At 70.6% G+C, this 18,838-nt stretch carries 16 protein-coding genes; 1 reads left to right on the top strand and 15 read right to left on the bottom strand.

Annotation, left to right across the window (positions count from 1 at the left end; genetic code table 11):
• Positions 1-41: 41 nt before the first annotated feature.
• The 13 genes from OG892_RS14460 to OG892_RS14520 all read right to left on the bottom strand — a co-directional run bounded on the left by OG892_RS14460 (position 42) and on the right by OG892_RS14520 (position 14,666).
• Positions 42-668, bottom strand: coding sequence for a hypothetical protein (locus OG892_RS14460; RefSeq protein WP_371629367.1), 627 nt, complete (start codon positions 666-668; stop codon positions 42-44).
• Entirely contained in the window at positions 665-1,258 is a 594-nt protein-coding gene (locus OG892_RS14465; protein WP_328866893.1) for a hypothetical protein, read from the bottom strand. Before OG892_RS14465 ends, OG892_RS14460 begins: the two co-directional genes overlap by 4 nt.
• A 5-nt stretch (positions 1,259-1,263) precedes the next feature.
• Entirely contained in the window at positions 1,264-2,985 is a 1,722-nt protein-coding gene (locus OG892_RS14470; protein ID WP_371629368.1) for an alpha/beta hydrolase, read from the bottom strand.
• 3 nt (positions 2,986-2,988) lie between these two features.
• Positions 2,989-3,354, bottom strand: a complete 366-nt coding sequence (locus OG892_RS14475; protein WP_371629369.1) for a hypothetical protein — start codon at positions 3,352-3,354, stop codon at positions 2,989-2,991.
• Positions 3,355-3,504: 150 nt separating this feature from the next.
• Positions 3,505-5,850, bottom strand: coding sequence for a xanthine dehydrogenase family protein molybdopterin-binding subunit (locus tag OG892_RS14480; RefSeq protein WP_073738183.1), 2,346 nt, complete (start codon positions 5,848-5,850; stop codon positions 3,505-3,507).
• Positions 5,847-7,559 (bottom strand): 2Fe-2S iron-sulfur cluster-binding protein, encoded by a 1,713-nt coding sequence (locus tag OG892_RS14485; protein WP_371629370.1) that lies wholly within the window; start codon positions 7,557-7,559, stop codon positions 5,847-5,849. The genes OG892_RS14480 and OG892_RS14485 overlap by 4 nt, the downstream gene beginning before the upstream one ends.
• Positions 7,556-8,452 (bottom strand): xanthine dehydrogenase family protein subunit M, encoded by an 897-nt coding sequence (locus tag OG892_RS14490; RefSeq protein WP_073738181.1) that lies wholly within the window; start codon positions 8,450-8,452, stop codon positions 7,556-7,558. The genes OG892_RS14485 and OG892_RS14490 overlap by 4 nt, the downstream gene beginning before the upstream one ends.
• Before the next feature lie 309 nt (positions 8,453-8,761).
• Positions 8,762-10,405 (bottom strand): beta-N-acetylhexosaminidase, encoded by a 1,644-nt coding sequence (locus OG892_RS14495; RefSeq protein ID WP_371629371.1) that lies wholly within the window; start codon positions 10,403-10,405, stop codon positions 8,762-8,764.
• Positions 10,406-10,409: 4 nt separating this feature from the next.
• Positions 10,410-11,258, bottom strand: coding sequence for a carbohydrate ABC transporter permease (locus OG892_RS14500; protein ID WP_073738179.1), 849 nt, complete (start codon positions 11,256-11,258; stop codon positions 10,410-10,412).
• Positions 11,255-12,229 carry a sugar ABC transporter permease gene (locus OG892_RS14505; protein ID WP_328866887.1) on the bottom strand — a complete coding sequence of 325 codons (975 nt, stop codon included), beginning with the start codon at positions 12,227-12,229 and terminating at the stop codon, positions 11,255-11,257. Before OG892_RS14505 ends, OG892_RS14500 begins: the two co-directional genes overlap by 4 nt.
• A 2-nt stretch (positions 12,230-12,231) precedes the next feature.
• Positions 12,232-13,536: an extracellular solute-binding protein gene (locus tag OG892_RS14510; protein WP_371629372.1), complete on the bottom strand. Its 1,305-nt coding sequence runs from the start codon at positions 13,534-13,536 to the stop codon at positions 12,232-12,234.
• A 245-nt stretch (positions 13,537-13,781) separates the two neighbouring features.
• Positions 13,782-14,075: a DUF3039 domain-containing protein gene (locus OG892_RS14515; RefSeq protein ID WP_073723799.1), complete on the bottom strand. Its 294-nt coding sequence runs from the start codon at positions 14,073-14,075 to the stop codon at positions 13,782-13,784.
• Between the two features lie 30 nt (positions 14,076-14,105).
• Positions 14,106-14,666: a YqgE/AlgH family protein gene (locus tag OG892_RS14520; RefSeq protein ID WP_073738176.1), complete on the bottom strand. Its 561-nt coding sequence runs from the start codon at positions 14,664-14,666 to the stop codon at positions 14,106-14,108.
• Positions 14,667-14,940: 274 nt separating this feature from the next.
• Here OG892_RS14520 and murA point away from each other — a divergent pair, with 274 nt between their 5' ends.
• Complete coding sequence (gene murA, locus OG892_RS14525) at positions 14,941-16,281, top strand: UDP-N-acetylglucosamine 1-carboxyvinyltransferase (RefSeq protein ID WP_073738175.1); 1,341 nt, start codon at positions 14,941-14,943, stop codon at positions 16,279-16,281.
• A gap of 140 nt (positions 16,282-16,421) precedes the next feature.
• On the opposite strand, the gene OG892_RS14530 is transcribed toward murA, so the two are convergent.
• Complete coding sequence (locus OG892_RS14530; protein ID WP_003968811.1) at positions 16,422-16,703, bottom strand: HU family DNA-binding protein; 282 nt, start codon at positions 16,701-16,703, stop codon at positions 16,422-16,424.
• Between the two features lie 342 nt (positions 16,704-17,045).
• Positions 17,046-18,479: an NAD-dependent malic enzyme gene (locus OG892_RS14535; RefSeq protein WP_073738174.1), complete on the bottom strand. Its 1,434-nt coding sequence runs from the start codon at positions 18,477-18,479 to the stop codon at positions 17,046-17,048.
• Positions 18,480-18,838: the final 359 nt, after the last annotated feature.

Consider the following 18,838-nt stretch of genomic DNA (forward strand, 5'->3'; position numbering starts at 1 on the left):
GACCTGCCATGTCCCCGGTCACTACGGGGCAGCGCTCCGGGCTACTTCCGACGCGGGCCGCCGGAGGACCAGAAGTCCGAATGCTCCCGGGGCATCAGCTCCTCCTTCTTCGAACCCCCGGGCTGGCCGGGTGTTCCGGTTGGATAGGTCATCGCGGAGTCCTCGACGCAGCTGAGTCCCGCTTCGACGGAGACGTTGCCGATACTGCCCACTTGCAGGATGACGGCCAGCCCATCGGTTGTCCTGGCCCGGATCCGAGGCACGTCCTTGTCGGAGAAGACGCTGAAATCCCTGGCGCCCTGCTGCTTCCAGTAACGCCGGACCTGTTCCAAGAGCTCACCGCGCCGCTCCTTCGAGACCACAGTGAGGATGTTCCTGCTGCGAAAGACGGTCGTAGTCCCGGTCGGCCGGTTGAGACCGGTACTGCACGCCGATTCCGCAGGGGTGCCGTGAACCCATTTCACCGACGGGTGAATCGCCGCCATCGTGCCGTCGAGAATCACCTCCGCACGCTGCCCGGCCTGCTGCATATCTATCGCGGGCTCCTCCGGCTCCGCCTCGCCCTGACACGCCGCGAGCACCACCACCAGCAACACGCACCCCAGCAACCGCAACGGCCCACTCACACGCATCACCTCGGCACCGGCCTTGGCCCCACCGCCGTTCACGACGTCGACGACCGACGCACTTCGCCGGAGGACCAGAAGTCCGAATGCTCCCGCGGCGTCAGCTCCTCCTTCTTCGAACCCCCGGGCTGGCCGGGCGTCCCAGCCGGATAGGTCATCTCGGAGTCCTCGGCGCAGCTGAGTCCCACATCGACGAACACGTTCCCAATGCTGCCGACTTGCAGCGAGAGGGAGAATCCATCGGCGGTCGTGGCCCGGATCCATGGCATGTTCTTGTCGGATTTCACGCTGAATTCCTGGGCGCCCTGCTGTTCCCAGTACCGCCGGACCTGCTCCAACAGCTCACCGCGCCGCTGCTCGGAGACCACAGTGAGGATGTTCCTACTGCGGACGACGGTCGTGGTGCCGGTCGGTCTGTTGAGGTCGGTGCTGCACGGCTGTTCCATAGGAGTGCCGAAGACCCACTTAACCGGCGGCCGGATCGCCGCCATCGTGCCGCCGAGTATCGCCTCCGAGCGTTGCCCGGCCTGTTGCATATCCATCGCAGGTTCCTCCTGTTTCGCCTTGCCCTGACACGCCGCGAGCACCACCACCAGCAGCACACACCCCAGCAACCGCAACAGCCCACTCACACGCATCACCTCGGCGCCGCCGTCGTGATCTCGTTAGCATGACCGGCCACGACGCTCGCGATGTTGTCCAGGGAAGCTCCGCCCTTGCCCGGTTCGAAGTAGATCGAATGCGCGGGCAGATCGCCGGTCACGAGCCCCATGAGGCCGGTGTCCTCGCCGGGGGCGACGCTGAAGTGATGACCTCCGAAATGGTCGTCGGCCGGATCGGTACCGAACCAGTTCTCCTTGGGGCCGTACTCACTGCCCGGTGCGATGTACTGCAGAGGGTTACCCGTGGGCAGGTTGCTCACCTGGTCGTTCTCCGCCGCACCGACGTAGACGTGATCGGCGCCCACGCCGAGGTCGGCGGCCTTGTCGACGCCGACCCCCGGGCTGCCCACGAGGATCACGTCGTCGGCGGGGATTCCGCCGGGCTGCTGGGTTGCCTCACCCACGGTCAGGGAGCCGTACGAGTGGCCGATGGCCGTCACATGCGGGGACCCGGATTCATGGGTGGCCCGAATGCCATTCAAAAAGCCGTTGTACGCCGGGGCTCCGGCCTTGGCGTCATCGTCCCTCATGACGTCGGTGGCCGACCACTCGACACCGCCCAGCTGCGGTGCGTCATAGCCGAGCCAAACGATGGATGCGGTCGTGGCGCCCGGATATTTCTTGTTCGCGGCGTGCGCCACATTCCACGCCCGCTCCACGTCCGCAGACGCGAAGTGCCCGCTCAGCTTGGTGTTCAGGCCCGGCACATACGCGGAGACGTTCTTCGAGGTGTCCGGGTTGCCGAACGAGACGATGGCGCGGCCGTTGCCCTGCGAGCCGAGGCCTAGGAGATACGGGCGGGGCTCGCGCCCCCGGTCCAGTTGCTGCTGGATGCCCTTCACGCCGTCGATCTTGTCCTTGAGAGCCGCCGCCTCGCCCCCGGTCGCGGATGCGTAGTCGGACTCCAGGCTACTCAACAGCATGGGCAGGTAGGTCCGGTTGGCCCGGTCCCGGTCGGCCATCGGTACGCCGTCCCGGTTGCCGATCTCCTGCGGGTAGTCCTGGATCAGCTCGGCCTGGAGGCTGGGGGAGAGCCCCGCCCACCACGCCTGTACGGCGTCGGGCGACGCCTTTCCGTCCGGCATGCCGAGCTCGGACAGCAGCTCGGTATTGAGTGCGTCAGCTGTCGCCAGTTCCAGCAGGCCGGCGCTCCAGTCACCCTTGGCGCACCGGTTGGCCGCATCGGTGAAGAGTTCGATCGCCGCCGTGTACTCCTTGTCCGCCGCCTGCGCCGCGTTCCAGGCGTCACCGATCCGGTCGGCGTACCCCTGAGCGCGAGCGGCCTGGTCTCGATGCATGATCGCGATGTCGCCCGGCATCATGTGGTCGGCGCCGACAGTCGGGGCAGTGACCGTGCCGTCGTCGGCGACTTTGTATCCGGCGTCCGTGGCGTCCGCGACTGCGTCCGCGAGTCGGCCCTGGTAGGTCAGGAGCGCTTCGCCACAGGCCCTCAACACTTCGCCCACGCCGTCGAGTTCCTGCTTGGCGACGTTCAAGTCCCGCTGCATTCGGGCGAGTCTGTCGTCGGCCGACTCGGCGGTGGCACCGCCCCAGGCCCCGTCCTGACTGAGAGGGCGGTGCAGGTACTTGCCAAAGTCGCCTGCGTGAGTGGTGAACTGCTCCGCCAACGCGTCCCAGGCATCGCCGGCGTCGGTCAGCAGGAGTGGCTTGGCATCACGGAGCTCCGAGACTCGCATGCCTCAGTACCTCCCGTAGAGGCCGGGTGCGGGGCTGAAGCCCGGAGCGTAGGGGCCCCGGAACGCCTTGCGCCGCTCCTGGTCCTCGTCCGTGAGGCTCTTACCTGAGCCACTGACCGCGTCCGCCGCGCCTCCCACCATGCCCGCCAGTGAACGCAACGCCTTCGTCCACGCCTCCAGGCAGTCGTCAATCGCCTGGGCGGACTGGAAACCGACCAGTCCGGCGACGGCCGTATCCGTCGGCGTGAACAGGGCTTTGACGTCATCCGGTATGTCGTGGGCAACCTTGCGAGCGGCCGCGGCCGCCTTATGTACCTCGCTCGGTTCGATCCATAACCCTCGCGTCGCACCGCCGATCGGTGTGGACATGAGTTCCCCCCATGGTCGCTTGGTAGCTGGCGATCCATAGGCTAGAGACACGTTCGTCCCCGGCCCTGAGTACGCGTACTCAGGACCGGGGACGAGCAGTCGCGAAGTGCCGTGCCCCCGTGATGGTGCAGGCTCCGTGCCCCGCAGGGCTCAGGACCTGACCGTCGCCACCGCTGCCTGCGGCCGGATCGGGAGGCGGTTGACCGGGCGACCGGTGGCCGAGCGGACCGCCGCCGCCACCGCGGCCGGGGAGGTCACCACGGGGACCGCGGAGGCGGGTTTGGCGCCGAACGGGGCCACCACGTCGCGCTCCTCGACGAGTCGGACGATGCGGATGTCCGGCGCGTCGAGGGAGGTCGGCAGGGCGTAACCCGTGAGGTCGGGGTGGCGGATGAGGCCGCGGGCGGTGCGGAGGTTCTCCGTGAGGGCGGTGCCGATGCCCTGGGTGATGCCCGCCTCGATCCGGGTCGCCAGCTGGGACGGGTTGAGGACCCGGCCGACGTCCTGGGCGACGGCCATCTCCACGACGCGGACCGAGCCGAGCTCGATGTCGACGTCCACCACGGCCCGGATCGCGCAGAAGGCGAGGCCGACGAAGGCGTCGCCCTGGCCGGACTCGTCCAACGGCTCCGTGGGGTGGGGGCGGCACTGGGCGGTGGCCCAGAGCTCCTTGCCGTCCATCGCCTCCATGACGGTCGTCGAGAGCACCCCGTCGTAACTGGTGATCTTGCCGTCGGCGATCTGGAGCAGTTCGGTGGACATGCCGAACTGGTGGGCCAACGGCTGGAGCAGCTGGGTGCGGACCATCTTCGCGGCGCGTTCAACGGCTCCGGCCGAGACCCAGGTGTGACGGCCGTGCGTGGCCGGTCCCGCGGGGGGCTGGTCGGTGTCGACGGAGGCCACGTGGACCTCCTCGATGCCCAGGGTCTCCTGGACGACCTGGCGGGCCAGTGTCGAGAAGCCCTGGCCCGTCTCGACGGCGGCGCAGATGACGGTGGCGACCCCGTCGTGGACCCGGACCGTCGCCGTGGAGACCTCGTCCGCGCCCTCCGCACCGAGCATGTGGACCATGCCCAGCGCGTAGCCCACCCCGCGCCGCACCGCGCCGGGTTCGCCCGCGCCCTCCGGGCCGCCCGGGAGCAGCCAGTCGTCCTCCGGGGAGTCCTTGGGGAGCGAGGGGAGCCGGAAGTCCCGTACCGCGCGCAGGAGTTCCGCGACGGGGGCCGGGCAGGTCACGGTCTGTCCGGTGGGCAGGATGTCGCCGGTGGACAGGGCGTTGCGGAGCCGCAGTTCGGCCGGGTCGAGGGAGAGCTTGGCGGCCAGCTTGTCCATCTGGCCCTCGTACGCGGCGCAGACCTGCATCGCGCCCTCGCCCCGGACGTGGCCGGACGGCGGGTTGTTCGTACGGACGGCCCAGCCCTCGATGAAGGCGTGCGGGACGACGTAGGGGCCGCAGGCGAACGCGACGGCGGCGGCCAGCGATTCGGAGGAGTCGTCGGCGTACGCGCCCGCGTCGAGGAGGATCTGCGCCTCGACCTTCACCAACCGGCCCTCGGCGTCGGCGTGGTGGCGGTAGCGGAGCAGCGTCGGGTGGCGGTGCGCGTGGCCGAGGAAGGACTCCTCGCGGGTGGCGGCCAGCTTGACCGGGCAGCCGGTGCGCAGGGCGAGCAGCCCCAGCGGGAGCTGGAATCCGGGGTCCTCGCGGTCGCCGGTGGCGCCGGGGACGCCGGTCACGACGACCTTCACCCGGTCCGGTTCGAGGCCGAAGCAGGCGGCGGCGAGGTCGCGGTCGGTGTGCGGGTCGGTGGAGGCGGTGTAGATCTCGACGCCGCCGTCGGGGCGGGGCACGGCGAGCCCGGCCTCGGCACCGATCGGCGCCGGGTCCTGGCGGCCGATGCGGTACAGCCCCTCGACGATCACCTCGCCCACGATCTCCGGGTCGCCGTAGCGCAGCGGGATGTGGCGGATCAGGTTGCCGTCGGGGTGCAGCGGTTCCGCGGCGAAGGCCTTCTCCGGGTCGGTGACCGGTTCCAGCACCTCGTACTCGACGGCGATGGCGGCGGCGGCCAGCCTGGCGGTGTCGGGGTGGTCGGCGGCGACCGCGGCGATCGGCTCGCCGTGGTGGCGGACCAGCTCGGAGGCGAAGACGGGACGGTCCACGACGCGGCGTCCGTAGGCGCTCTCGCCGGGTACGTCCTCATGGGTGACGACCGCGCGTACGCCCGGCATCTCTACGGCGGCCGAGGTGTCGATCGACAGGATGCGCGCGTGCGGGTGCGGGGAGCGGAGCACGGCCGCCCAGAGCAGTCCCTCGGCCCACAGGTCGGCGGCGTACGGGAAGGTGCCCTCGGTCTTGGGGCGGGCGTCGGCCGGCGGCAGCGAGGCGCCGAGGCCGAACACCGGCTGCTCGCCCTCGGGGCCGTCGGGCCCGTCCAGTGAGGGGATGCTGATCGCCGTGTGGGTCGCGCCGCCCGCGGTGGCTGCGTCGTTGCTCACGCCATGCCTCCGTCCTGCAGATGGGCCTGCACACTACCCGCGCCGGGGGGCGCCTGGTGCGGGATGCGTGCCTCGTCCTGTTTCGCGGACTGTTCCGTGGGCTGTCCCGTGGACTGTCCCGTGGACTGTTCCGCGGATTCCGGTGCGGGTGCGGAGGCCGCCTCACGGCCCGCGATGACCTCGTTCACGGCGTCGAGCACCCCCCGGTAGCCGGAGCAGCGGCAGAGGTTGCCGCAGAGTGCCTGACGGGTCTCCAGCTCGCTGGGGGCGTGGTTGCCCTCCAGCAGGTCGTGGACGGTCATGGCCATTCCGGGGATGCAGAAGCCGCACTGGACGGCGCCGCAGTCGGCCAGCGCCCGCTGGACGTCGGACGGTTCGCCGTCGACGGCCAGGCCCTCGACGGTCCGCACCTCGCTGCCCGCCGCGGTGGCCGCGGGGACCAGGCAGGAGGCGACGAGCCGGCCGTCCACCTGGACGTTGCAGGCACCGCACTCGCCCTGTGAGCAGCCGTCCTTGGCCCCGGCGAGGCCGAGGCGCTCGCGCAGTACGTAGAGCAGCGACTCACCGATCCAGGCGTCGGTGACGGGCCGGTCGACGCCGTTCACGTGCAGCGCGTACGAGACGGAGGGGTGCTCGCTGGGCAGGTCGAGCCGGGGGGCCGGGGCGGCCTCCGGGTCCGTGACGTCGGGATCGGCGTCGAGATCAGGGGCGAGGTCGGGGGTGGGGGCGGGGTCTGTGACTCGGGGATCCGTGGCGTCGGCTTCGGCTTCGGCTTCGGCGGGCGTGTCCGCCGCGTCCGGGGCCGTGACATCGGTGTCCGGTGCCGCTTCGGCGTCCGTGGCCCCGGTGTCCGGCGCGTCCTCTGCGACCGGCTCCGCGACCGGGTCCGCAGCAGGTTCCGCCACCGGCTCCGTGCCTGGCTCCGTGACCGGTTCGGCCGGGCCGGGGTGCTCCATGGCGGGCTGCGACGCGTCCTGGAGGGCTGCCTCCGGCGGGACTTCGTGCGCGTCCGCCGCGCCGTCCGGCGCGTCCGGTGTCCCGTCGTGGTCCGCCCCCCGCGGCGGGGCGTTGTCCCCGGCCGGGGGTTCGGGCTCGCGCGTCGCCCAGGGGGCGGGCGCGCCGCCGGGCAGGGTGGCCGGCGGGGTGCGGTCCGCGTACCAGGCGGCCGCCGCGGAGGGGGAGAACTCGCCGGACTCCTCGGGGAGATCGCCGTCGGCGACCGGGATCTGCCACTGGCCGGTGTGCCCGGCCGGTTCCGCGGACTCGGCGGACTCCGCGAAGTTCCACTGGCCGGTGGCGGCCCGGTCCTCGCGGTACCGGTCCGGGTACTGCTCCCCCGGCGGGTGCGGCTGGTACGGGGTCTGCTGGTATCCGTACGGCGCCTGCTGCTGGTTCGGGTCGGGCCAGTGCACCGCCTCGGGGGCGGGCTGCTCCGCGCCCGGGGCGTGGTCCTGCCCGTCGCCCCGGCTGTCCTGCCCGTCCGGTGTCCGGACGACCCAGCTGCCGGTGGCCGCCGGGTCGATCCCGGCGGCCGGGGTCAGCGGCAGGATCATCGGCGGTACGTAGCCCTGGCCGGGCGCGGCCAGCGGGATGTTCGCCAGGTCCTCCGGCGGCAGGTGGACGAAGGCGGTCGACTCGCCGTCGTACTCACCGCTCTGGGGGATCGGCTCCCATCCCCCGTGCTGTTCGGTGTGGTCCTCGTTGCTCACGACAGTGCCCTCCCCAGCGCGCGTCGGGCCAGCGCTGCGACGGTGCGCCGCAGGTGCAGTACGGCGGGGGACAGCGGTGGCGCCTCTCCCCCGTCGGCGGGCGGTGGCTCGTCCGGGATGCACGCCGCGGCGACGTACTCGCCGAAGGCGGCCAGCGCGTCGGGCGCCAGGCCCCGTTCGCCGTCCCAGTCGATCAGCGAGGCGATCCAGCGTTCGGCCTCCAGCGGCCGCAGCGGCATCGGCGCGATGGCGCCGACCGCGCAGCGCACTCCGCGCCGGGCCGGGTCGAGGACGATCGCGACGGAGGCGGTGGCCCGGCCGGGGCCGGTGCGTCCGGTCGCCTTGAGGAAGACCTGCGGGGCGTGCAGCAGGGGTACCCGGACGAAGCCGATCAGCTCTGCGGGCTCCAGCATCTCGCGGCCGGCCAGCAGGTGCGAGACCGGGATCTCGCGGCGGGCGCCGCCGGGGCCGGCGATGACCAGCTCGGCCTCCAGCGCGGCCAGGACCGGCAGGGCGTCCCCGGTCGGGGCGGCGGTGGCGATGTTGCCGCCGAGCGTCCCGGCGTTGCGGATCTGCGGCGGGCCGGCGGCGCGGGCGGAGGCGGCCAGGGCGGGGATGAGGGCGGCGAAGTCGGGGCGGCCCATCCGGGCGTGGGTGAGCCCGGCGCCGAGGAGGGCGTGACCGTCCTGGTAGTGCCAGCCCCTCAGTTCGCTGATCCGGCCGAGTCCGACCAGGCCGGAGGGGCGCAGGAGGCCCTTGTTGACGGCCGACATCAGGTCCGTGCCGCCTGCCACGGGGACGGCGGCAGGCATGGCACCGAGTGCCGCCACTGCCTCGTCCAGCGAGGCAGGCAGCGTGACGGACTGCGTCGCCTGCGGTGCTTGCGTGGTCAACCCAGCTGCCCCTTCCCGGTGTCCCGGCTGTCCCGTCTGTTTCGCCGTACGGTACGTGCTCAAAGCCTGGACGTGGCAACTCTGGCACATCTTCGGACCGGCCCGACGCGAGGGTCCGCGAAGGGAGTATCCGTCCCTGGCCAGGGGGATGATCCCGATTCGCACCTCTTCGGAGTGGAGTGCGAATTGCCACTATTCAGCGAGCTTGTACGACTTATTCCGTTCCACGGAAGTGTCAACGGAGGAGAACGGCGGAGTTCGACGGGAGAGCCCGGAGAGCACCGGGAAGGGACCGGTAAGGGAGAGGTCTCACACGCGCGGGGGCGCTCCCTCGAGCGGGCGGCCGAGGATGCCGGGCCGCCGCTGCCACGGCAACGGGCCGCTCGACGGCCGGTAGTCGACACCCAGCGCGTCGAGTCGCGCGTAATGCGCGGTCATCCGCCGCTCGAAGCCGGCGAAGTCCCGTTCCTCCGGGGCGGGCAGGGCCGACCAGGCGACCTCCGCGAAGGCGGCCAGCCGCGGGAAGACCTGGTAGTCGACCCGGGCCCGGTTCTGCATGACCTCGGTCCAGACGTTGGCCTGGGTGCCCAGGACGTGCCGGGCCGCCTCCTCGGAGAGGCCCGGCGGAACGGGTTCGAAGCGGTAGACGTCCTCCAGGGTGCGGACGTAACCGATCGGCATCGGCTCGTCGGGGCCGCCGTCCTGACGGTGGTCCAGGTAGACCTGCTGCTCCGGGCACATCACGACGTCGTGCCCGGCCTCCGCGGCGGCGATGCCGCCCCCGTAGCCGCGCCACGAGGAGACGGCCGCGCCCTCGGCGAGTCCGCCCTCCAGGATCTCGTCCCAGCCGATCAGGCGGCGGCCCCGTGCGGTGAGCCAGCTGTCGAAGTGCCGGATGAACCAGGACTGGAGCTCGTCCTCGTCGGCCAGGCCGAGTTCCTTGATGCGGGCCTGGGCCGCGGGCGAGCGCTTCCACTGGTCCTTGGGGCACTCGTCGCCGCCGACGTGGATGAACGGCGAGGTGGCGGCGGGGAAGAGTTCGAGGACCTCCTCGAAGACGCCCTCGAAGAAGCGCAGGGTCTGCTCGGTGGGGGCGAGGACGTTCGGGGCGACGCCCCAGTCGTCCCAGACGGTCAGGGCGGTGGTGTCGATGACGTCGGTGTTGCCCAGCTCCGGGTAGGCGGTGATGGTCGCCTGCGAGTGGCCCGGGATGTCGATCTCGGGGACGACCCGGATGTGCCGGGCGGCGGCGTACGCCACGATCTCGCGGATGTCGTCCTGGGTGTAGAAACCGCCGTGCGGGGTCTCGTCCCAGAGTTCGGAGGCCCGGTGGCCGTGCTTGGTGCGCGAGCGCCACGCGCCGGCCTCGGTCAGGCGCGGGTGGCGCTTGATCTCGATGCGCCAGCCCTGGTCGTCGGTGAGGTGGAAGTGGAAGACGTTCAGCTTGTGGGCGGCGAGGAGGTCGAGGTAGCGCAGGACGTCGGTCTTGGGCATGAAGTGCCGTGACACGTCGAGCATCATGCCGCGCCAGCCGAAGCGCGGTCCGTCCTCGATGTCGGTGAACCCGAAGCCGGGCCGGGCGGCGCCGTCCACGGGCGCCCGGCGGAACGCCTCGGGCCCGAGCAGCTGACGCAGCGTCTGCGCGCCCCAGAACACCCCGGCGGGGCTGCCCCCGGTGATCGCGACGCTGTTGCCGGGCAGGGTGGTCAGCCGGTACGCCTCGGGCTCCAGGGCGGAGTCGGTCAGCAGCCGGACGGACTGCTCCGCGCCCTCCGCGGCGGGGGCGAGCGACAGGCCGAAGGCGGCGCCGAGCGTGGCGCGCAGCCAGCGCTCTGTGGTCTCGGTGCCGGGCGCCGCCGTGATGGTGGTGGACGCGTCCAGGACGAATCCGCCCCCGCCCTGGTCACCGGGGCCACCGGCGCGCACGGGGGCCGGGATCAGTTCCATGTCCATGAGGTCAGTCCTTAACCGCTCCGCCCAGTCCCGAGACCAGGCGTCGCTGTACGAGTACGAAGAAGACCAGCACGGGGATGGTCATCACCGTCGAGGCTGCCATGATCCCTCCCCAGTCGTTCTCATCGGGTTTGAAGAAGACCAGCAGCGCCATCGGGAGCGTCGACTGGGAGGTGTCGCTGATGATGAACGACTTCGCGAAGAGGAAGTCGTTCCAGGTCGAGATGAACGAGAAGACGCTCGTCGCGACCAGTCCCGGGAAGACCAGTGGGAAGAGGATCTGCCACAGGAAGCGGGCCCGGCTCGCGCCGTCGATGTACGCCGCCTCCTCCAGGGCGTCCGGGACGGCCTTGACGAAGCCGCGCAGCATCCAGATCGCGAACGGCAGCGAGAAGGCCAGGTGCGGCAGGATCAGCGAGCCGAGCGTGTTCAGCTGGCCGAAGTCGCGCATCAGGAAGAACAGCGGGATCGTCAGCGCCTCGACCGGCACCATCTGCGCGACCAGGAACATGATCAGCAGGGTGGTGCGGAAGCGGAACCGGAACCGGGTGACCGCCGTCGCCGCCAGGAAGGCGATCAGCGCGGAGACGATGACGACCGTGCCGGCGACGATCAGGCTGTTGAGGAAGTAGCGCCCGAAGTCCTGCTGCTGGAAGACCCGGCGGAAGGAGTCCAGGGACGGCGACAGCGTCCAGGGCCTCGGGTGCGCGGACTGGACCTCTCCGGCCGGCTTGAAGGCCGAGAGCACCATCCAGTACAGCGGGAAGGCCACGACGACGGCGATCAGCAGCGCCGCCGCCTCGGCGGCGAGCCGGCCGGGCCGGCGGACGCGCGACAGGGACGGCAGGCTCACAGTTCCTCCCCCTGGCGCCTCACCAGGCGCAGATAGACCAGCGTGACCGCCAGCAGGATGACCAGCATCACGACACCGATGGCCGAGCCGAGGCTGTACTGCGAGGACGCGAACGCCTTCTGGTAGGCGTACACGTTGAGCACCAGGTTCTGCCCGGCGATGCCGCCGCCGTTGGTCATCACGTAGATCTGCGTGAAGACCTTGAAGTCCCAGATGATCGACTGGATGGTGACGACGATCAGGATCGGCCGCAGCATCGGCGCCATGACGGAGCGCCAGATCCGCCACTGCGAGGCGCCGTCCAGCGCCGCCGCCTCCAGCACCTCGGTGGGGATCGCCCGGATGCCCGCGTACACGGTGACCATCACGAACGGGAACGAGCACCACAGGACTTCGAGGAGCACCAGTGCGAAGGCGCTGTAGCGCCCGTACGTCCACGAGAAGTCACCGAGCCCCAGCACCCGGTTGACCGGTCCGAAGTCGGCGTCGAAGAGGAAGACCCAGACGGTCGAACCGGTGATCGCCGGGGTCGCCCAGGCGCCGAGCGCGGCCATCATCAGCGCGAGCCGGGGCAGGGCCCGTACCCGGGTGAGCAGGACGGCCAGGGCGCAGCCGACCAGCAGGGTAGCCAGCACGCACAGGGTGGCGAAGACCACGGTGGCCGCCAGCACCTGCCAGAACTGGCTGTCCCGGAAGAGCGTCGCGTAGTTGCCGAACCCCTGGAAGGTGGCCGGTTCGCCGCCGCTGACCTGGGCCTGGGTGTACTCCAGGAAGGAGATCAGGCCGAGTTGGTAGATCGGGTAGACCAGCAGCCCGCCCAGCAGGACGAGCGCGGGCAGGAGGTAGAGCCAGGGGGTCCAGCCGGACCGCCGGGCCGGGGAGACCGGGGGGCGGTGCCGGCGCGGACGGGGGGTGGCCCCGCCCGTGCCGGGTGCGCCCGGCGCCTTGTACGCCGTGCTGTTCGCCGTCATCGTCAGCCCGCGGCGGCGAACGCTGCGTCCATCTTCTTCGCCGCGTCGTCCGAGGCGCCGGCCACGTCCTTACGGCCGCTGACGATCTCCTGGAACATCGTCGGCAGGATCAGCGAGGAGTCGATCTGGCCCCAGGCGGCCGAGGCGGGGACGAACTTGGCGCCCGCGCCGAGCGTCCTGACGAACGGTTCGACGAACGGCTCCTTCTTCGCGGCCGCGTCCAGCACGTCCGTGTACGTCGGCAGGAAGCCCATCGCGTCGAACATCTTCGCCTGGGTCTCCTTGCCGGTCAGCGACTTCATCAGGTCGACGGCGAGGGTGCGGTGCTTGCTGCTCTTCAGCACGCCGATGTTGTTGCCGCCCGCGAACGCGGGGGCGACGGAGCCCTCGGCCACGCCGGGCAGCGGGACGACCGCGTACTTGCCCTTCACCGTGCCCGCCTCGACGGCCGCGTGGCTGAAGTCGCCGCCGATGGCCATGGCGGCCTTGCCGGCGGCGAAGGCGGTGACGGTCGCGTTGCCGCCCATGGCCGCGCACTTGGCGGCCGGGCAGTTGGCGCCGCCGAAGAGCGAGGTGTAGGCGGCGATGCCCTTGCGGGCCTTCTCGCTGTTGATGGCCGCCTTGTACGAAGTCCCGCCGCCCGTGGCCAGTTCGCCGCCGTTGGCCCAGATGAACGGCATCGCGCCGTAGGTGTACGCGCCGCCCACCGCGAGCCCGTAGAGGTCCGGCTTCTTCTTGTGGATCTTCTTGGCGGTGGAGATCAGCTCCGCCTGGGACTTGGGCGCCTCGATCCCCAGGTCCTCGAAGACGTCGGTGCGGTAGTAGAGCGCCCGGACGCCGACGAAGAGCGGGGCCCCGTAGATCTTTCCGTCGACCGTCACGGACTGCTTGGCCGTGGGGTCGGTGTCCTTGGCGTCCGCCCACGCGCCGAACTCGGCGCTGATGTCGGCCAGTCCGCCGTCCTTCACGTAGCCGGCGGTGTCGGTGTTGCCGTACTCGATCAGGTCCGGGGCGCTCTTGGGGTCGTTGAACGCGGCCTTGACGCGCTGGGCGCGGGTGTCGACGGGTATGTACTCGATCTCGGCCTTCGCGTCCTTGTGGGCCTTCCGGAAGTCCGCGACCGCGGCGTCGACGACCTTCTCCTTGGGCTTGTTGCCCACCTCCTGGAACAGCCAGACGCGCAGTGTGCCGGTCTTCTCGTCCCCCTTGGCGCCGGTGTCGGAGGTCTGCGGCGCGCAGGCGGTGGCGGTGAGACCCGCCAGCACAAGCGCCGCAGCCGGGGCGGCAATTCGGGCAGAAAGCTTCATCCGGACCCCTACCGGTAGGCGTTGCAACATACGCAACGCGCGTTTCGTTCTGCACAACTTGCAGGAGGGTAGGTCTAGACGAAGTCGCCGACAAGTGGTCTCAACCACTCTGTGACCCGCGGGCGCAGCCCGTGCGACGCGGCGGGCCCGGAACGGCGAAGAACCCCCGGGGCACGCGGCTGCGTGCCCCGGGGGTTCTCCCGGACAGGTCGGTTCTGCTGCTGCGGACAGAAAGTGTCGGCCTACTACTTCTTGTCCTTGCCGCCCTTGCCCTTGTCCTTGTCGCCGCCGGCGCCCATGGACTCGTAGATCTCCTTGCACATGGGACACACCGGGTACTTCTTGGGATCGCGCCCCGGCACCCAGACCTTGCCGCACAGCGCCACCACGGGGGTGCCCTCCAGGGCACTCGCCATGATCTTGTCCTTCTGGACGTAATGGGCGTAGCGCTCGTGGTCGCCGTCGCCGTTCGACACCTGTGGCGTCGGCTCCACGAGGGTTCCCGTACCTGCCCCGCGATCGGGCTCAAGAGTGCTCATAACCGCCAAGCGTACTGAAAGCCCGGCGGATCAGTTCAGCGAAGGGTCGTCCGGGTACGTGGCGACCATGGCCAGTTCGCTGCGCTGTCGGCGCAGGACGGCCCTCCAGAGACCCTCCGGACGCGGGGACGAGACATCCCCCGGCTCCGACTCGACGACGTACCAGGCGCCCTCGGAGAGTTCCGCCTCCAGCTGCCCCGGCCCCCAGCCGGCGTACCCGGCGAAGATCCGCAGCGAGCCGAGGGCCGGCGCCAGCAGCTCGGGCGGCGCCTCCAGGTCCACCAGGCCGATCGCCCCGTGCACCCGGCGCCAGCCGAGCGGGCCCTCCTCCCCGGGGATCACCGCCACCCCCAGCGCCGAGTCGAGGGAGACCGGGCCGCCCTGGAAGACGACACCGGGTTCGCCGGCCAGTCCGGCCCAGGACAGCAGGATGTCGGCGACGCCCACCGGGGTCGGGCGGTTCAGGACAACGCCGAGCGAGCCCTCCTCGTCGTGGTCGAGGAGCAGCACCACCGCGCGGTCGAAATTCGGGTCCGCCAGGGCGGGTGCGGCCACGAGCAGCCGCCCTGTGAGCGAGGACACCTCGGTCATGCCAGAAATGATCCCGCATGTTCGGCGTTCGTGGGGGCCAAGTCGACCGGCAGCCGCCCTGCGCGCCCGAGCGCAGCTCAGGGCGCACGGGTGCACGGGGAGCGCACGGCCGGGCACCCGTGCGGACGGTGACCCTCCGCGAGATCCAGGACGCGGAGCGTGTTGTGGCGGATTCATGACGTTCGCGTACCCCCCGCTTTCTTACGGAAGGGGGGTGCGCGGCCATTACCCTTTCGATTGGCCCCCTGCCCGACCACTCCGGAACGCGAGATTCATGACCGGCACAGACGATGTCCTGCTTGTCCACGGCGGAACCCCGCTGGAGGGCGAGATCCGCGTCCGAGGCGCCAAGAACCTGGTGCCGAAGGCAATGGTCGCCGCGCTGCTCGGCAGCGGGCCCAGCCGGCTGCGCAACGTGCCCGACATCCGCGATGTGCGGGTGGTCCGGGGGCTTCTGCAGCTGCACGGCGTGACGGTCCGTCCGGGTGACGAACCGGGCGAGCTGATCCTGGACCCCACCCACGTCGAGAGCGCGAACGTCGCCGACATCGACGCCCACGCGGGCTCGTCGCGCATCCCGATCCTCTTCTGCGGCCCGCTGCTGCACCGGCTGGGCCACGCGTTCATCCCGGGGCTCGGCGGCTGCGACATCGGCGGCCGGCCGATCGACTTCCACTTCGACGTGCTGCGCCAGTTCGGCGCGACGATCGAGAAGCGGGCGGACGGCCAGTACCTGGAGGCCCCGCAGCGGCTGCGCGGCACCAAGATCCGACTGCCGTACCCGTCGGTGGGCTCGACCGAGCAGGTGCTGCTGACGGCCGTGCTGGCCGAGGGCGTCACCGAGCTGTCCAACGCGGCCGTGGAGCCGGAGATCGAGGACCTCATCTGCGTACTGCAGAAGATGGGCGCGATCATCTCCCTGGACACCGACCGGACCATCCGGATCACCGGTGTCGACCGGCTGGAGGGCTACACGCACCGGGCCATCCCGGACCGTCTGGAGGCCGCCTCCTGGGCGTCCGCGGCGCTGGCGACCGAGGGCAACATCTACGTCCACGGGGCGCAGCAGCGCTCGATGATGACGTTCCTGAACACCTTCCGCCGGGTCGGCGGCGCCTTCGAGATCGACGACGAGGGCATCCGGTTCTGGCATCCGGGCGGCGCGCTGAACGCCATCGCGCTGGAGACGGACGTGCACCCCGGTTTCCAGACCGACTGGCAGCAGCCGCTGGTCGTGGCGCTGACGCAGGCCGCCGGCCTGTCGATCGTGCACGAGACGGTGTACGAGTCGCGGCTCGGCTTCACCTCGGCGCTGAACCAGATGGGCGCGCACATCCAGCTCTACCGCGAGTGCCTGGGCGGCTCCGACTGCCGCTTCGGCCAGCGCAACTTCCTGCACTCCGCGGTCGTCTCCGGGCCGACGAAGCTGCAGGGCGCGGATCTGGTCATCCCGGACCTGCGCGGCGGTTTCTCGTACCTGATCGCCGCCCTGGCGGCGCAGGGGACGTCCCGGGTGCACGGGATCGACCTGATCAACCGGGGCTACGAGAACTTCATGGACAAGCTGGAGAAGCTCGGCGCGAAGGTGGAGCTGCCGGGCGGTTCACTCGTCTGAGCCGGGTCCCCGGGGGCGGCGAGCCCCCGGGGAGCGCCTCCGTACCCGCACAGAGGCCCGCAAACGGCTCTCTGCGGCCCGTACGCCGAAGGGCGGCCACCCTGGTCGGGGTGACCGCCCTTCGTCGTACCAGGGGGTTGTTACTTGCCCTTGGCGGCTTCCTTGAGCTTCGAGCCCGCGGAGACCTTCACGCTGTAGCCGGCCGGGATGTTGATCGGGTCGCCGGTCTGCGGGTTACGAGCGGTGCGAGCGGCACGGTGGGTGCGCTCGAAGGTCAGGAAGCCGGGGATGGTGACCTTCTCGTCGCCCTTGGCGACGATCTCACCGACGGTCTCGGCGAGCGCGGCCAGCACGGCGTCGGCGTCCTTGCGAGTCACCTCGGCGCGGTCGGCCAGGGCGGCCACCAGCTCACTGCGGTTCATGTTGTTACTCCCGTGTTCTTCTTGCCTGTGAGGCGTGAGATCGAAGCCGATGCTGCCAGGGCCCTCGGACAGTCCCCGGACTCGGGTCCGTGTAAGAACCCTCGCGCCCCGTGGGGTCTCCCCCCGGACGAAGTCCTTGGGAAAGTATCCTGCCCCCACCTGCGGCGGGAAAGCCAATCCGGCACCCTCCGGAGTCACACGAAAAGCGCCACTGCCTCGTCGTGGTGACGTTCCGTCGACTCCCCGAAAGCGGTCCGCAGCGATTGCGGGGCTCTGCGGGACGCGTCGCCCGCCCACCCTAAAGGGGCGTTTGGGGCGCCGCGACCCGCGACGCGCCGGACATCAGACGGACGTGGGACCCGTCACAGTCGCGCCGGCCGCCTTGGCGGCGTCCCGGACCGCTCCGGCGACCGCTCCGGCGACCTTGTCGTTGAAGACCGAGGGGATGATGTAGTTCGCGTTCACCTCGTCCTCCGCGACGACACCGGCGAGGGCGCGCGCGGCGGCGAGCATCATCTCGGTGTTGACGGTCCGGGACTGGGCGTCCAGGAGTCCGCGGAAGACGCCGGGGAAGACCAGGACGTTGTTGATCTGGTTGGGGAAGTCGGAGCGGCCGGTGGCCACGACCGCGGCCGTCTCGCGGGCGACCGTGGGGTCGACCTCGGGGTCCGGGTTCGCGAGCGCGAACACGATCGCGCCGTCCGCCATGGCCGCGACGTCGGTCCCGTCCAGCACGTTCGGGGCCGAGACGCCGATGAAGACGTCGGCGCCCACGACGGCCTGCTTGAGGGTGCCGGTGACGGACTCCGGGTTGGTGTTGTCCGCGATCCAGCGCAGCGGCGAGTCGGCGTCGGCGGAGACCAGGTCCTCGCGGCCGGCGTGCACCACGCCGTGGATGTCGGCGACGACCGCGTGCTTGACGCCCGCGGCGAGGAGGAGCTTCAGGATGGCCGTACCGGCCGCCCCGGCGCCGGACATGACCACTCGTACGTCCCCGATGGCCTTGCCCACCACGCGCAGCGCGTTGGTCAGCGAGGCCAGGACGACGATGGCGGTGCCGTGCTGGTCGTCGTGGAAGACGGGGATGTCCAGGGCCTCGCGCAGCCGGGCCTCGATCTCGAAGCAGCGCGGCGCGGAGATGTCCTCCAGGTTGATGCCCGCGAAGCCGGGGGCGATCGCCTTGACGATCTCGACGATGGCGTCGGTGTCCTGGGTGTCCAGGCAGATCGGCCAGGCGTCGATGCCGGCGAACCGCTTGAAGAGGGCCGCCTTGCCCTCCATCACCGGGAGCGCGGCCATCGGGCCGATGTTGCCGAGGCCGAGCACCGCGGAGCCGTCCGTCACGACTGCGACGGAGTTGCGCTTGATGGTGAGCCGGCGGGCGTCCTCGGGGTTCTCCGCGATCGCCATGCAGACCCGGGCCACACCGGGGGTGTAGATCATCGAGAGGTCGTCACGGTTGCGGATGGGGTGCTTCGACTGCATCTCGATCTTGCCGCCGAGGTGCATCAGGAACGTACGGTCGGACACCTTGCCGAGGACGACGCCGTCGATGTCGCGCAGGCCTTCGACGATCTCGTCGGCGTGCGAGGTGGAGGAGGCCGCGATCGTGACGTCGATCCGGAGCTTGTCGTGGCCGGAAGCGGTCACGTCGAGGCCGGTGACCGAACCACCGGAGGACTCCACGGCCGTGGTGAGCTGGGAGACCGCTGTGCCGCTCGCGGGCACCTCCAGCCTGACCGTCATCGAGTACGAGACGCTGGGCGCCGTTGCCATGGCCGAGTCCTTCGCTTTCCTTAGCTTCATTGCTACGCGGCCGGGTCCGAAATCAGGATCAGACCCGCACACGCCTTCAGATATTCGCACCTACCGGTGGGTAGCCGGTAATGACTGCCACACTTCGGAAAGTTGTTTCCACCATACGAGATATGGGGGCTCCAGCGGAACCCCTGAAGGGTCACCTCCGGGATGCCGGTGGGCCCGTAAACAGAAACAGACCCGCGTCACCGGGAGGTGACGCGGGTCTGTCTTCTTCGGTTAAGCGGCACCGGCCCGCCATGCTCGCCTCGCGGCAAGTGGTCGCTCGAAGCGACTAAGGTTGGGCCCGGGGGCTTGGATCGAGCCGATGCCGACTC

Source organism: Streptomyces sp. NBC_00341, from assembly GCF_041435055.1.
In the GTDB taxonomy this organism is placed as follows: Bacteria; Actinomycetota; Actinomycetes; order Streptomycetales; family Streptomycetaceae; genus Streptomyces.